The sequence below is a fragment of the Actinoplanes sp. NPDC051537 genome (genome assembly GCF_055586105.1).
The window spans coordinates 82372-96443 of the sequence record NZ_JBVJIU010000022.1 but is presented as its reverse complement, the minus strand read 5'-3'; the positions used below and the strand labels follow the sequence as shown (position 1 = coordinate 96443).

Here is a 14072-nt window from a genome sequence, read left to right as displayed (position 1 = left end):
GTTGCCCATCCGGCATGGATGCCGCGGCGGACTCAGCCTGCGCCGCGACCGCTGTCGGCGCCGATCCTGCGGGTATCGCGGTGGGCGTGGGCACGGTCGCCGAGCTGTCCACTCGTGGCCGGGACTCCGCCCGCCCGGCAACGATCAGCGCACGGCTCACCCGCGATTCACCGTCGACGCCGACCGACCGGCAAGTATCACGCTCAACCACCCCGCCAGTCTCAGCCGCCCGGCGCAGACGGGCGGCATGCCGGCGCGCCAAACCCCACTCGCGATCCCGCTCATGCACACGCCGAAACCGGTCACTCACCGGCGACCAGGCCCGAGATCTGCGGCGGTCACGCATCGCGGCCAATTCAACTGAACTGAACAATTGCATCTGCCGCATACCTGAATTATCCCGCCTCCCAGCACCGCGCGGTAAGTATTCGATCATGCCATTCGCTGAACTCGCGAAGCATCTCCCGAATACGCGATCGGAACATTTCGCCGGCGCCTCGGAGGGCATGCTCCCGGGCATCGACCGAGCACGTGCCGGCACCGCTTTGGCACCATCCGTGAGCGATGCGCGGATCGAGCACGAACGCAGCCGGCAAAGTCCCGGCCTCGGACGGCCCACCCGATGCGGCTCGCGGGGACGGCTCGCGGGGGCGAATTTCGGCGCGGGCGCGTTCTCGTCCGGGCGGGTCGGCGGGCGTATGGTCGGGCGATGCCCATCGACGATCGTCTCGACACACTCGACGCGCTCTGGGCGGTGTGGGCCGCCATCGGCAAGGGCCTGAGCGGCGATGACTGGGCGCGTGCCACCCGCCTCGACGGCTGGGACGTGCGCGCGCTGTGGGCGCACGCCGCCGGCTGGCCGTTCGGGTTCTCGATCCTTGTCGGCCGGGTGACCGACGCCGTGCCCACGCACGAGACGGCCGCGGCGCTGCTCGCCGAGTTCAACCACCCCACCGGCATCGCCAACACGATGCGTGACCGGGTGGCCGACTCCGGCCGCGAGGACGCCCGCAAATACACCCTCGACCAGCTCGTCGACCAGTTCAGCGGCACCGGCCCGGCGGCCATCGCGGTGGCACGGGAGCTGGGCGACGTGACGGTCGACTACTTCGGGCGGGCGGTTCTGCCGCTGGCCGAGGCCGTCAGCATCGGCATCTCCGAGGCCGTGATCCACCTGCTCGACCTTCAGCAGGCGCTCGGCCGGGAGCCGGAGGTGCCGGCCGCCGGGCTCGCGCACACCGCCGTCGTGCTGGCCCAGATCGCCCCGCCGATCGACTTCATCGAGGCCGCCACCGGGCGGGCCTCGACCGACCTGTTCCCGGTGCTCTCCTGATCTCGCCCGAAAGGTCCCTTCAAAGAGGACACACCGCGAGCGCGAAGAGCGTAATGTGCCCCCGTGCCTTCGTCGTGGAGGTTGTTCCTCACGTACGCCGGGGCCAGCCTGATCCCGGTGGTGCTGCTGGGGCTCGTGTTGTCGATGGCGCTGTCGATGGAGGCCCGCGATCGGGGCGTCCGCGAGGGGCAGGCGCAGGCCTCGCTCGTCGCCCGGACGGCGATCGAGCCGCACCTCGACGGCCGGCCGCTGAGCCGGCCGATGCCGGCCGACGAGCTCGACGGCCTGCGTAAGCTGACCGATCGCGTGATCGGGTCGGGTTCCGTCGTACGGCTGCGGTTGCGTGATACCGCCGGTCAGGTGATCTTCTCCGACGACGGCTCCGGCTTCAGCGAGGAGACCGAGGACGAGGCGATGGAGGCCGCCCGCGGCGAGGTGGTGGCGCATCTGACCCGCCTCAACACCGACCGCAACGACTCCGGGCCGGTCGGGCAGCGCGTGGTCGAGGTCTACCTGCCGATCAGCGTCGGCGGGCCGGTGCTCGGCGTACTCGAGGTCTATTTGCCGTACGCGCCGATCGCCCGCGATGTCAGCTCGGGCCTGCGCACGCTCTCCGTGGTGCTGAGCGTGGGCCTGGCGGCACTCTGGGTGATCCTGGCTGCGATCTCGGCCTCGACCATCCGCCGGATGAGCCACCAGGCCGGGCACGACGCCCTGACCGGCCTGCCGAACCGGGCTCTGTTCCAGCGGCGGGCGGCGGCGGCCATCCAGGCGGCCCGGCGCGACGGCGGCACGGTCGCGGTGGTGCTGGCCGACGTCGACCGGTTCAAGGAGGTCAACGAGACGCTCGGCCACCACAACGGCGACGCTCTGCTGCGCGAGCTCGGCGCCCGGCTGGCAGCGGCCGTACGGTCGAGCGACACCGTGGCCCGGCTCGGTGGCGACGAGTTCGGCATGGTCCTGCCCGCCGTCACCGAGGACGAGATCCCGCCCCTGCTCGAGCGGATGCGCGAGGTGTTCGAGGGCGAGGTCGTGGTGGACACGCTGCCGCTGTCGCCGGAGGCCAGCTTCGGCTACGCGCTGGCGCCCGCCGACGGCACCGACGTCGACACCCTGCTGCGGCGCGCCGACATGGCGATGTACCTGGCCAAGGGCAGCCGCAGCGGCACCGCCCGGTACGACCGGCGCCGCGACCATTTCGACCCGGCCCAGCTGGCCCTGGTCGCCGAGCTGCGGCGGGCCGTCGAGACCGACGAGCTGGTCCTGCACTACCAGCCCAAGGCCGAGCTGCGGACCGGCCGGGTGTGCGCGGTCGAGGCCCTGGTCCGCTGGCGGCACCCCGAGCGGGGCCTGGTGCCGCCCGACGCGTTCCTGCCGGTCGCCGAGCAGACCGGGCTGATCGACTCGCTCACCCGCTGGGTGCTGGCCGCCGCCCTGGCCCAGATGGTCGCGTGGGGCGACACGTGCGACCGCCTGACGATGGCCGTCAACGTGTCGGCCCGCAACCTGGCCCGCCCCGACTTCGCCGACACCGTGCTGGCGGCGCTCGACACCGCCGGGATCCCGCCCGCCCGGCTCGTCCTCGAGATCACCGAGACCGCCCTGATGACCGATCCCGAGACCGCCGCCGACGTCCTGGCCCGCCTGTCCGAGGCCGGCGTCCGGATCAGCGTCGACGACTTCGGCCAGGGCCAGACCTCGCTGGCCTACCTGGCCACGCTCTCCCTGCACGAGTTGAAGATCGACAAAAGCTTCGTGGGCGACCTGCCCGGCAATCCCGCCCACGCGGCGATCGTCCGCTCGGTGATCGACCTGGGCCACAACCTGGGCCTGCAGGTGGTGGCCGAGGGTGTGGAGAACCGCGAGATCACCGCCATCCTGACGGCGGCCGGGTGCGACATCATCCAGGGGTATTTGCTGGCCCGGCCGATGCCGGGGGATGACCTGCCGTCGTGGCTGGAGGGGCATCGGACGGGGGCGTTGGCGGTCGATCGGTAGGCGCCCGGGGGCGTGGCTGTGGATGGCCGGGATGGAATTGTCGTACCGGCGGGCTAATCTCGCCCCACCCAGTCACGGGGTGGGGTCGCGTCGGCCGGCGGCGCCGGGTCGGTGGGGGCCCTGGGCGCGGGCGGATCGAACGGATCCGGAGCGGCCGCGCTGGGCGGCGAAGGGAGCGAACCGGGAACGGCCGCGCCCGGAGACGCGGGCCACGGATGCGCACCCGGAATGGCCGCGCCCGGAGACGCGGGCCACGGGACTGAGCCTGGAACGGCCGCGCCCGGCGGCACGGCCCACGGGAGCGCCCCGGACACGACCCGCGGAGGCGGCGGCGACGGAAGCGGCCCCAGACGGGCCTCCCCACGGCGACGGCGCAAAAGGACGATGACGGCCGCATAGGCCAGCAAAACCACGAGGTCGACCGCCGCGTACTGCCACGGCATGTCAGCAGCAGTCTCGTCGACGGTGAGAGCGCCGGACGCGGCGGCCAGCATGCTGGCGATCACGTTCGTGGCCACGTGCAGGGCGATCGACGCCTCGAGGCCGCCCGTGCGGATGGTCAGCCAGCCCGTCACGACGCCGAAGACGACGAGGTCGGCGAAGCCCCACGGAGTGCCCCAGCCGTGCAGCGCGGCGAAGATGACGGCCTGCACGGCGATCGGCAGCCACGGGCGGCGGGTCCACGAGCCCACGGCCTGGAGGAGCCAACCCCGGGTCAGGTATTCCTCGGCGGCGGCCTGCGCCGGGACGACAAGAAGCAGCAGCGCGGCGGTCAGCAGAAACGGGCCCCACCCGGCCGTGAACGAACCGCCCGCGGACGAGCCGGACGCCAGCGAACCGCCGGCGATCAGCAGCACCACCGCGACGGCCGCGGGCGCCAGGCACGTGGCCAGCCAGCGCCGGCGCAGGCGGCCGGTCACCGAGGACAGGGTGCCGGGCGGGCGGCGCTGGATCAGGCGGGCGGCGAGCAGCGTGATCGGCAGGAAGACGGCGATCGCCAGGAAGGTCAGCGCCAGGTCGCCGCGTGGACCGAACGACGGCAGGCCGTCGGGACCGGACGGGCGGCCGGCGATCACAGCCACCGCCGCGACGACGCACGCCCCCGCCAGGCCGGCCGGCACGATGGCCAGCGTGGCCAGCACCGTGCGGTGAGCGGGAACGGCGGCGGCGAGGCGGTGGTACGCGACGTCCTGCATGCCGACGATGGTGACGGGTGAGCGCCAATGAACCAGCCGGCAAGCTAGGCGGAGCTCAGGTCCGACCCGTGCCACGAACGCCACAGGGCCGCGTACTCGCCGTCCGCGGCCACCAGCGCGTCGTGGGTGCCGAGCTCGGTGATCCTGCCGTCGCGCATGACCGCGACCTCGTCGGCGTCGTGGGCGGTCTGCAGCCGGTGGGCGATCGCGATGACCGTGCGCGAGTGCAGCACGGCGGCCAGCGCCCGCTCGGCCGTCCGCGCCGCCGTCGGGTCGAGCAGGGCGGTCGCCTCGTCGAGGATCACCGTGTGCGGGTCGGCCAGCACCACCCGGGCCAGCGCGAGCTGCTGCGCCTGCGCACCGTCGAGCGGAGAAGCGCCGAGGTCACGGTCCAGGGCAGAAGGGTCGGCGGCCCAGTCGGCGCCGACCGTACGCAACGCTTGCCGCAGTTCCTCGTCGGGCGCGCCCACCATGAGGTTGTCCCGCAGCGTCTCGCGGAAGACGTGGTGCTCCTGGGTGACCAGCACGACCTGGCGGCGCAGCTGATCGGGCGGCAGCTCGGCGATCGGCACCCCGCCGACCGTCACCGAGCCGGACGAGGGCCGGTCCACCCCCGCGATGAGCCGCCCCAGCGTCGACTTCCCGGCGCCGGAGAGGCCCACGATGGCCAGCCGCTCGCCCGGCCGGACGGTCAGCGTGACGTCGTGCAGAACATCACGTCCCTGGTCGTACGCGTACCGCACGTCCCGGATCTCGATCCGATCGTCGGCCGGCGACGCGGAGACGAACACCGGCTCCGGGATCGCGGCCAGCCCCTCCAACCGGGCGAAGGAGGCGCTGCTCGACTGGAGCTGCTCGATCCAGATGAGCAGGGTGTCCAGCGGCCCGACCAGCTGCCGCAGGTAGAGCACCGCCGCCCCGACCGTGCCGAGCGTGATGTGGTCGCCGAGGTAGAGCAGGCCGCCGAGCGTCAGCACGAACACGGCCGGCACCGCGTACGACGTCTCGACCACCGGGAAGAAGACGCTGCGCAGCGCGAGGGTGGCCATCCGGGTCCGGCGCGTCTCGGCGATCGCCTCGTGGCCGGCGTCGAGGCGGCGCTGCCGCAGGTCGAGTGCCTCGACCGTGCGGGCGCCCTCGGTGGTGGCGCCCAGCTCGTCGGCGAGCCGCGAGTTCGCCGCGCCCTCGGCCAGGTAGGCACTGCGGGCGCGCCGCAGGTACCACCGGGTGACGAACACGATCCCGGAGAGGCCGACCACGCCGACGCCGCCGAGCAGCGGGTCGAGCAGGAACACCGCGGCGATGATGAAGATCATCTGGACGAAGCCGATGAGGATGTTCGGCAGGATGTCGCGCAGCGTGGTGGCCACGGCGTCGACGTCGGTGGTGCCGCGGGCGGCCAGGTCGCCGGCCGGCACCCGCTCGATGACGGCGGCGGGCAGGGCGAGCGCCCGGCGCAGATAGTTCTCCCGGATGCGGGCCGCCGTGCGCTCGCCGAACCGGTAGGCGATGGCCAGCGCGAACCGGGAGAGGATCATCTGGGCGACGGCGCAGGCGAGGACGCCGGCCGCGAGCTTGTCGATGTCGCCGGGCCGGCCGCCGGTGACCGCGTCGATGACCCGGCCGAGCAGCCAGGGTCCGCCGAGGGCGGCGAGCGCGGCGAACGCGTTGAGGATGGTCATGGCGACGATCGAGGGGCGGTCGGCGGCGATCAGCCGGAGCGCGGCCCGGCCGACGGCCCGCTGGTCGGCGATCGGGAGGGTGGTGGTCACTCGTCCGCCCCGAAGGTCCGGGCGACGAGATCGCGATATCCAGGCTGACCGGCCAGCAGGGAAGAATGCGTCCCGGTCGCGACCACGCGACCGTCCACCAGGTAGTGCACGACGTCGGCCTGGTCGAGCAGCACGGGCGAGGTGGTGACCACGACGGTGCCGCGGCCGGCCCGGGCCGCAACGAGCCGGGACGCGATCGCCGACTCGGTGTGCGCGTCGACGGCCGAGGTCGGCTCGAGCGCGAGCAGCATCTCCGGGTCGGCGTAGACCGCGCGGGCGAGCCGCACCCGCTGCCGCTGCCCGCCGGAGAGGTTGCGCCCGCGCCACTCGATCTCCCGGCCGAGGTCGGTGGCCGCATCGTGGGCGACCGCGGTGTCGATCGCGTCGCCGACCCGGGAGTCGTCGGGATCGGCGGGCCCGGCCACCACCGACCGCAGCGGTCCGGCGAACAGGTCGGCGTCCTGCTGGGCGACCAGGATCCGCCGCCGGATGGAAGGCTGGGCGATCTCGGCGAGCGGCACGCCACCCCAGGTCGCGTCCGTCGGCCCGTACGCGCCGAGCCGGTCGACGATGGCCGCGAGATCACCCGTCCCGGCCAGCGCCGTGAACCGGCCCGGCTGCACGGTCACGCCCGACGAAGGATCGGCGAGCGGCGCCGGAGAAGCCGGCCCGGCAAGGCCCGACGGCGAGTCGAGCGGGATGCGCAGGAAGTCGGTGACCCGCCGGGCGGCGACCAGCCCGTGCGCCACGTCGAACCCGCAGAAGATCAGCACGTTGGCGGGGATGACCAGCATGGCCGTGTAGCCGTAGACCGCGATGAGCTGACCGACCGTGATCTCGCCGGTGGCCGCGAGCCGGGCCGCGAGCCAGACGACGACCGCGAGGAAGACGACCGGCAGGCCGTCACCCAGCGCGCCGATCCAGCTGGACGGGGTGCCGACCCGGTATCCCTGGTCGCGCAGGGCCGCGGACTCCCGCTCGTACCTCCGCTGATGGGTCTCCTTGCCGCCGAGGCCGTTGAGAATGCGCAGGCCGCCGAGCACGTCGACGAGACGGGCGTTGAGCTCGCCCTGCCGTTCCCGGTAGCGCGACCCGGCCTTCTGGGTGCGCCGCAGCAGCGGGCCGACGGTGAGCGCGAGCACCGGCGCGCCGATCACCACGACGGCGGCGAGCTTGGGCGACGTGTGGTCGAGCAGGGCCGCGATGACGATGAAGGCCAGGGTGGACGCCACGCCGACGCCGCCGACGTTCATGGCCCGGCCGATCGTCCAGACGTCGGAGATGCCGATGGTGACCACCTCGCCCGCGGTGACCCGCCGGGGCAGCGCCGAGCCGAGCCGGGTCGCGTGGGTCATCACCAGGTCGGCCGTCTGCAGGGCCGCGGCCAGCCGCAGCTTGGTCATGCTGCGGTGGCGCATGATGCCGAGCACGGCGCTGGCGACGCCGGTGACCAGCACGGCGGCCGACCACAGCAGCAGCGGTTCGAGCTGGTGGGGACGCAGGCCGCGGTCGATCGCCTGGGCGATGAGGTACGGGGTGAAGGCGAGGCTCATGAACCAGACCGACCCGAACATGGCGCCGAGCCCGACCCGCCTCCGGTTCTCCCGCGCCAGCCACCACAGATATCGAACCGGTCCCCGTGTCATGTGGCAATGCTGCCAAATCGGGCCGGTCCGGTGTCACCCGATTTCCGTGGCGTCGGCCACCCCGGGTTAACGGACTGTTTCGAAAACTCTTCGGAATTCATCGACAGGCTTCATAGCGTACGGGCATGGTCCCCCGCCTCCTCGCCATCCTCGCCCTGCTTACGCCCGTTGCCGCCGCCCCCGCGGCGACGGACGGCCGCCTTCTGCTGGTCGGTCAGTCGACCACGGCGGCGTGGAACGACTACACGTCCGTGGCCCCGGCGCCGGCCGGCGGCTCGGTCTACTACGAGCTCAAGTCCGGCGACTGGGTCTCGCCCGGGCACCGCGACTACGCCACCCTCCTCGCCCGCCGCGGCGGCACGATCGAGGTCGGCATCTCCTGGAAGGACAACCCGCCCGGCTTCACCGGCGGCGACGAGAACGCCAAGGCGGCCCGCTCGCGCCAGGTGACCCAGGAGCTGGCCCAGGGGGCGTACGCGTCCCAGTTCGCGAAGGTGATCGGTTTCGTGAACGCGTACCCGCAGCAGTACGTGTTCCACCCGGTGCGCGGCGAGTTCGAGCAGCTGTACCCGGCGGCAAACCGATGATCGCCGAGTCGGGAATGATGAACTTCACCGCCGACGGCTCGGACACCCGCGGCCTCGAGAGCGCCCGCGGCGACCTCTGGGTCCGGCGGCTGTTCGCCCTGATGAACTACCGCGGCCCGATCCCCGACCTGGCCGGCACGTACGACCTGAGCCGCGTGATCCGCGCCGCCGTCTACATCGACCTGGACTTCCGGTACGGGTGGGACGGCGTGACCGACGGCAGCTTCGACTTCCCGGTCAACTCGACCTGGTTCGTCGACGGCCGGCTCTCCCAGTACCCCACGGCCCGCGCGTCCTTCTGTCAGGGCCTGCGGGACCGGGGCTTCACCACTCCCTGTTGAAAGGTCCCCTCCCCCATGCTCAAGAAGACCTTGCTCACCCTGGCGGCGGTGACCGCGACGGCCGTCCCGCTCGCGGTCGTCGCCGCCCAGGCCGACGCCGCCATCCCGGCCGGCCGGATCACCTTCGTGGCCGGCCAGAGCACGCCCGACCTGTCCGCGTTCAAGCAGCAGGTCCTCGACGCCGACGCGAGCTTTCCCCGGCCCGGCGGCGTCACCCTCTACACCAACATCACGCCGGGGGTCTGCAACGGCCTGACCTCGACCTGCAACCTGAACGGGAACGTCAACAACTTCAACCAGACGCTGTCGGAGTACCCGGGCGCGGCGGTCGCGGCCGGGCTGTACCTCGCCGACGGTCCGGGCTGCAACAACCAGCCGCTGCGGGCCGTCATCGGCCGGCCGGACGCGGACATCGCCGGCGCGCTCGGCCAGCAGTACCGGACGAACCTCGACAACACCATCACGTACCTGAGGAACACCGGCCGGACCGTCTACCTGCGCGTCGGCTACGAGTTCGACGGGCCGTGGAACTGCTACAACATCGACTTCTACAAGCAGGCGTTCCGGGTGGTGAAGCAGCGGATCGACGCGCTCGGCGCCGGCAACGTCAAGACGGTCTGGCAGAGCGCCACCTACCCGAAGGACGGCGCGGCCCAGTACAAGTACGACTACAGCAGCCCCAGCCACCTGACCGACTGGTATCCGGGTGACGACGTCGTCGACTACGTCGCCCTGAGCACGTTCTACTGGGACGCCACGTTCCGGCAGTACCAGTGGGCGTGCGACACCCCGACCAGCCAGCCGACCGTCCTCTACGACCGGGTGCTGAACTTCGCCCGGCAGCACGGCAAGCCGGCCATGATCGCCGAGGCGACCCCGCAGGCGTACCGGACCGCGAACCTCGACGCCTCCTGCACGGTGACCAACAACCGGGTCTCGCTCAACGGCGACTGGACCAGGATCGGCTCCTGGTACGACCAGTACTTCGGCTACATCAACCGCAACGCCGACGTGCTGCGGGTGGCCGCCTACATCAACAGCAACTGGGAGGCGATCGCGCAGTTCGCCTGCCCGCCGGGCGCGACCGCGGGCCAGCCGAACTGCACGGACGGCTACTGGGGCGACAGCCGGGTGCAGGACAACCCGAACATCTACGCCAACTTCAAGCGCGAGCTGCAGAACTCGGTCTTCGTGAACGGGACGCTGTCCGGCCGCGGCGCGAACTGGGGCGGTGGTAACTCCCCGACCACCGCCCCGACGACCACTCCCCCGGTGACGCCTCCTTCCGGCGGGGGCAATCGGAACGCCTTCTCGACGATCGAGGCCGAGTCGCGCGACAGCCAGAGCGGCACGACCGTCGTCTCCGCGAGCGGGGCGAGCGGCGGGCGCGAGATCGGCGGCTTCGGCTCCGGTGACTGGGCGCGCTTCGATCAGGTCGATTTCGGCGGCCGTACGGCGAACCAGGTCGTTTTCCGGTATTCGTCGGCGCGTTCGACCGGGCAGGCGTTCACGCTCGAGTTCCACGCCGGGTCGGCGACGGGCCCCGTGATCGCGGCGCCCGGTCTGCTCGGCACCGGCTCGCTCACCGCGTACCGGGAAATCGCCTTCAATGTCTCGAACCTCCCGGCCGGCACCTCGTCGATCACCGTGGTGCCGCGGGCGAACGACACCGCCGACGTGCTGGACCTGGACTGGTTCCGGTTCGTCTGATGACCACCAACGGCCGGCCGACGCTGGCGGCGATCGCCCGGGAGGCCAACGTCGCGATCTCCACCGTGTCGAAGGTGCTCAACGGGCACACCGACGTCGCCGCGTCGACCCGCCGGGACGTGGAACGGCTGCTCGCCGACCGGGGCTACCAGCGGCCCCGGTCGTCGCGCCGGTCGGCCCGCCCCGACCTGATCGACCTGGTGATCAACGAGCTGGACAGCGTGTGGGGACTGTCGATCCTGACCGGGGTCGAGGAGGTCATCGAGGCGGCCGGGCTGAGCCTGGTGGTGTCCTCGGTGCACAACCGGCAGTCGCTCACCCGCCGCTGGCTGGAGTCGCTGCTGGCGCGCGGCTCGTCGGGCGCGATCCTGGTGCTCAGCGAGCTCAGCGACCGCCAGCGCGGCGACCTCGACCGGCGCGGCATGCCGTTCGTGGTGGTCGACGGGGTGAGCGCGCCGCCGCCGGACGTGCCGTCGATCGGGGCGACGAACTTCGCCGGCGGGTACGCGGCGACGGCGCACCTGATCGCGCTGGGGCACCACCGGATCGCGATGATCGGCGGCCCCGAGCAGCTGGAGTGCACCCGGGCCCGGGTCGCCGGCTACCGGGCCGCGCTCGAGGCGGCCGGCCTTCCGATCGGCCGCGACCTGGTGCGCTACAGCAACTTCCACCACGACGGCGGCCTGCGCGCGGCGTCCCGGATGCTCGCGCTGCCGTACCGCCCGACGGCCGTCTTCGCGGGCAGCGACCAGCAGGCCACCGGCGTCTACGAGGCCGCGCGCCGGGCCGGCCTGACCATCCCCGGCGACCTGTCGGTGGTCGGCTTCGACGACCTGAACTTCGCCGAGTGGACGGCGCCCCCGCTCACCACGATCCGCCAGCCCCTGCACGAGATGGGCGTGGCCGCCGCCCGTACCCTGTTGCGCCTGGTCAACGGCGAGCGCCTGGAGTCGGCCCGGATGGAGCTGGCGACCCGCCTGATCGTCCGCGCCAGCACCTCCCCCTTCTCCGAGGATCATCGATGCGGTTCCTGAGCCTGCTCGGGCGCGGCGGTCAGTCGCGCGGCGCGTAGGCGGCGCACTGCTTGCGCATGATCTCGCGCATGTTCGTGCCGCGCGGCACGCCGTAGGCGGTGCCCGGGAAGTCGAGGCCCTTCTGCACGGCCCACAGCTCGTCGTGACGGTCGGGCGAGAAGAGCTCGGCCGGGTCGCCGGCCGCGATCCAGCCGATCGGCACCACGGTCTCCGGCGCCAGCACCGAGTTGACGTGCAGGACGCTGTTGATGCGCAACTCGCTTCGCGCGCCGGCGCGCGAGCCCGGGAACAGCGAGGCCCCGGTGGCGATGAAGACCTCGTCCTCGACGGTGGCGCCGTTGAGGTGGGTGTGCGGGCCGATCAGGACGAAGCTCCCGATCCGCAGCGGGTGGTCGGCCCGGCCGCGCAGCAGGGCGTGCTCCATCACGAGCACGTTCTCACCGATGGTGATCGGGCCGTGGTCGCCGTTGAGGACGGCGCCGGCGAGCACCCGCGAGTTCGGCCCGATCGTGACGTCGCCGGTCACCACGGCATGGGGATCAACTGTCGGTTCCATGTGTGTGGTCTACCCGATGCGGGCTCGGCAATAAAGGGCATCGGGCGTACGCGATCGGCCGATCCTTCCGGTGTAGGCGATGCCGGCGGCGTACTCGTCGAGGTTGCATTGGCCCTTGTAGTTGCCGGTGGCGAAGTCGCCGCCCGGATTGCCCGCCGGACGGCTGTCGCCGCGGTCGAACCAGACCGTCCGCCCGGCGCCGCCGAGCTCGGTGGCCGGGATCGCGCAGAGGACGCTGGACATCGCCGCGCCTCGCACCGCGTATCCGGTCAGGTAGCCGCCGTCGGGGCATTGCAGTTTCGTGTAGCCGCCGGCCCAGTCGGTCGTTACGTAGCGCTCGTCCGTCACCGCGACCGTCTCCGTCCGCACCCCCGTCACCGCGCCCTCTCCCTTGCCCGACATTTCTGGAATTTCGGTACAAAGGCCCCGATTGCCGGCGTGGGCGATGCCGGTCAGACCCTCGCCGTCGGGGCAGGCCGCCTTGCGCGCGCCCACGTCCCAGTCCGGCTGGGCGGACGACTCGATGAAGTCGCCATGATCGGGGCTGAGCATGTCCCAGGTTCGGACAATGGGGGCAATGCTCTGCTGCGGCGCGCTCACCAGGCGGGACCAGATGTCGGCCTTCCACTGGTCGGCCGTGCTCCGGTTGCCGGCGCGGTCCCAGAACAGCAGCGCCCAGTTGTTGCCTCCCCGCGTCTCGCCCCAGCCGACGACCGGCCAGTACGCGAAATCGGCGTCCTGCCGGATCAGGTAGTCGGTGAAGTTGACGAACCAGTCGCGCTGCCTGGTGCCCACCGCGGAACCGCCGTCGATGCCGAACTCGCTGATCCAGACGGGCGCGGTGAAGTGCTGACCCCCGTCCTCGACGAAGAACGCGTCCCGGTAGAGCACATCGAACAGATCGGCTCGGTCGAAATCGCGGTACCGCGGGTCGCTCGTCTCGCCGATGCCGGTGGCGCCGCTGTGGTTCGGGCCGGTGTAGTCGTAGAAGTGGGCCGAGTAGACGAGCTTGTTCGACGCGACCAGCGTGTGCGACAGGGTGCGGGCCGGGGTCAGCGTCGGGCGGCCGTGCGGGAAGCCGTCGACCGGGATCCCGTACCAGTTGATGCCCTCCACGATGATCAGCAGGTTCGGGTTGGCCTCGCGCAGGATGCGATCGCCGAGATGTTGCGAGGCGGCGAACCAGTCGTGCTCGTCGCCGCCACCCCAGTTCGGGTCGTCCCAGACGTCGCGGCGCACCTCGTTGTACAGGTCGGCGCCGACCACGCGCGGGTTGTCCCGGTAGCGGCGGACCATGGTCAGCCAGTTCTCCTCCCACTGACCGGTGGACTGGCTCGCGTTCCAGCGCTCGTTGCCGTCGACGCCGCAGCACCAGCGGGTCGTGTTCGTGTGGTTGTTCAGGATGACGGCGAGTCCCTGCGCGGTCAGTTCGGCGACCACCGCGTCGTACACCTGAAGTGGTGTTCTGCCCTTGAGTTGCGGGTTGGCGGCGACCGCGTCATCGGTGACCGGGACGGCGTCGGTGAGCATCTCGTCGGAGAACGGCAGGCGCACGCTGTTGAGGCCGATCTCGCGGAAGCTCGCGGCGATGCCGGCCAGGGGCGCGCGGTCGAGGCCGAGCGGGATGCGGTGCGCGTTCTCCCCGGCGTGGTGGTTCGCGTCGGCGGCCGGATCGCCGTCGCCGTTCCAGGTGCCGCTGGCGCCGTGCCAGTTGCCGGACTTGAGCTTGAAGCGCTTGCCGTCGGCGTCGACGATGTAGCGGCCGCGGGTGCTGAGCGGCGCCGCCCAGGTCTCCGCCTGCTGTTTCGCCGGGACCGCCGGGATCACCAGGAGCAAGGCCACGAGGAGCGCACGCATCATTCATCGACCTCCGCCCATATCTAAGCGCCCCACCCCGGC

General features: G+C 71.9%; 11 protein-coding genes. 6 read left to right on the top strand and 5 right to left on the bottom strand.

The genetic code is table 11. From position 1 onward, the window contains the following. Positions 1-709: 709 nt before the first annotated feature. A complete protein-coding gene (locus ACZ6TB_RS40760; RefSeq protein ID WP_465564555.1) occupies positions 710-1333 on the top strand; it encodes a maleylpyruvate isomerase N-terminal domain-containing protein in 624 nt (207 codons plus the stop codon). A 63-nt stretch (positions 1334-1396) separates the two neighbouring features. After that, positions 1397-3331 carry a putative bifunctional diguanylate cyclase/phosphodiesterase gene (locus ACZ6TB_RS40755; protein ID WP_465564553.1) on the top strand — a complete coding sequence of 645 codons (1935 nt, stop codon included), beginning with the start codon at positions 1397-1399 and terminating at the stop codon, positions 3329-3331. 53 nt (positions 3332-3384) lie between these two features. On the opposite strand, the gene ACZ6TB_RS40750 is transcribed toward ACZ6TB_RS40755, so the two are convergent. The 3 genes from ACZ6TB_RS40750 to ACZ6TB_RS40740 are packed head-to-tail and all read right to left on the bottom strand — an operon-like array spanning position 3385 to position 7873. Further along, positions 3385-4527, bottom strand: coding sequence for a lysostaphin resistance A-like protein (locus ACZ6TB_RS40750; protein WP_465564551.1), 1143 nt, complete (start codon positions 4525-4527; stop codon positions 3385-3387). 44 nt (positions 4528-4571) lie between these two features. Beyond that, positions 4572-6299 (bottom strand): ABC transporter ATP-binding protein, encoded by a 1728-nt coding sequence (locus ACZ6TB_RS40745; protein WP_465564548.1) that lies wholly within the window; start codon positions 6297-6299, stop codon positions 4572-4574. Continuing rightward, positions 6296-7873 (bottom strand): ABC transporter ATP-binding protein, encoded by a 1578-nt coding sequence (locus ACZ6TB_RS40740; RefSeq protein WP_465564790.1) that lies wholly within the window; start codon positions 7871-7873, stop codon positions 6296-6298. The genes ACZ6TB_RS40745 and ACZ6TB_RS40740 overlap by 4 nt, the downstream gene beginning before the upstream one ends. Positions 7874-8070: 197 nt before the next feature. On the opposite strand from ACZ6TB_RS40740, the gene ACZ6TB_RS40735 reads away from it, so the two are divergent. The 4 genes from ACZ6TB_RS40735 to ACZ6TB_RS40720 are packed head-to-tail and all read left to right on the top strand — an operon-like array spanning position 8071 to position 11617. Beyond that, positions 8071-8532, top strand: a complete 462-nt coding sequence (locus ACZ6TB_RS40735) for a hypothetical protein (RefSeq protein WP_465564545.1) — start codon at positions 8071-8073, stop codon at positions 8530-8532. After that, positions 8529-8873, top strand: coding sequence for a hypothetical protein (locus ACZ6TB_RS40730; RefSeq protein ID WP_465564543.1), 345 nt, complete (start codon positions 8529-8531; stop codon positions 8871-8873). Before ACZ6TB_RS40735 ends, ACZ6TB_RS40730 begins: the two co-directional genes overlap by 4 nt. 15 nt (positions 8874-8888) lie before the next feature. Beyond that, entirely contained in the window at positions 8889-10583 is a 1695-nt protein-coding gene (locus tag ACZ6TB_RS40725; RefSeq protein ID WP_465564540.1) for a carbohydrate-binding protein, read from the top strand. Continuing rightward, positions 10583-11617 (top strand): LacI family DNA-binding transcriptional regulator, encoded by a 1035-nt coding sequence (locus tag ACZ6TB_RS40720; RefSeq protein ID WP_465564538.1) that lies wholly within the window; start codon positions 10583-10585, stop codon positions 11615-11617. The genes ACZ6TB_RS40725 and ACZ6TB_RS40720 overlap by 1 nt, the downstream gene beginning before the upstream one ends. 19 nt (positions 11618-11636) lie before the next feature. On the opposite strand, the gene ACZ6TB_RS40715 is transcribed toward ACZ6TB_RS40720, so the two are convergent. Together ACZ6TB_RS40715 and ACZ6TB_RS40710 are read right to left on the bottom strand one after the other, a co-directional pair. Then, complete coding sequence (locus ACZ6TB_RS40715) at positions 11637-12173, bottom strand: gamma carbonic anhydrase family protein (RefSeq protein WP_465564535.1); 537 nt, start codon at positions 12171-12173, stop codon at positions 11637-11639. 9 nt (positions 12174-12182) lie between these two features. Then, on the bottom strand, positions 12183-14033 hold the full coding sequence (locus tag ACZ6TB_RS40710; protein ID WP_465564532.1) for a glycoside hydrolase family 5 protein: 1851 nt from the start codon (positions 14031-14033) through the stop codon (positions 12183-12185). Positions 14034-14072 lie beyond the last annotated feature (39 nt).

What these genes read in the sequence shown, in the direction of transcription:
- ACZ6TB_RS40715 (WP_465564535.1), bottom strand. Translation starts at nt 12,173, where the DNA reads ATGGAACCGACAGTTGATCCCCATGCCGTGGTGACCGGCGACGTCACG.
- ACZ6TB_RS40725 (WP_465564540.1), top strand. Translation starts at nt 8,889, where the DNA reads ATGCTCAAGAAGACCTTGCTCACCCTGGCGGCGGTGACCGCGACGGCC.
- ACZ6TB_RS40760 (WP_465564555.1), top strand. Translation starts at nt 710, where the DNA reads ATGCCCATCGACGATCGTCTCGACACACTCGACGCGCTCTGGGCGGTG.
- ACZ6TB_RS40710 (WP_465564532.1), bottom strand. Translation starts at nt 14,033, where the DNA reads ATGATGCGTGCGCTCCTCGTGGCCTTGCTCCTGGTGATCCCGGCGGTC.
- ACZ6TB_RS40750 (WP_465564551.1), bottom strand. Translation starts at nt 4,527, where the DNA reads ATGCAGGACGTCGCGTACCACCGCCTCGCCGCCGCCGTTCCCGCTCAC.
- ACZ6TB_RS40740 (WP_465564790.1), bottom strand. Translation starts at nt 7,873, where the DNA reads ATGTTCGGGTCGGTCTGGTTCATGAGCCTCGCCTTCACCCCGTACCTC.
- ACZ6TB_RS40730 (WP_465564543.1), top strand. Translation starts at nt 8,529, where the DNA reads ATGATCGCCGAGTCGGGAATGATGAACTTCACCGCCGACGGCTCGGAC.
- ACZ6TB_RS40735 (WP_465564545.1), top strand. Translation starts at nt 8,071, where the DNA reads ATGGTCCCCCGCCTCCTCGCCATCCTCGCCCTGCTTACGCCCGTTGCC.
- ACZ6TB_RS40720 (WP_465564538.1), top strand. Translation starts at nt 10,583, where the DNA reads ATGACCACCAACGGCCGGCCGACGCTGGCGGCGATCGCCCGGGAGGCC.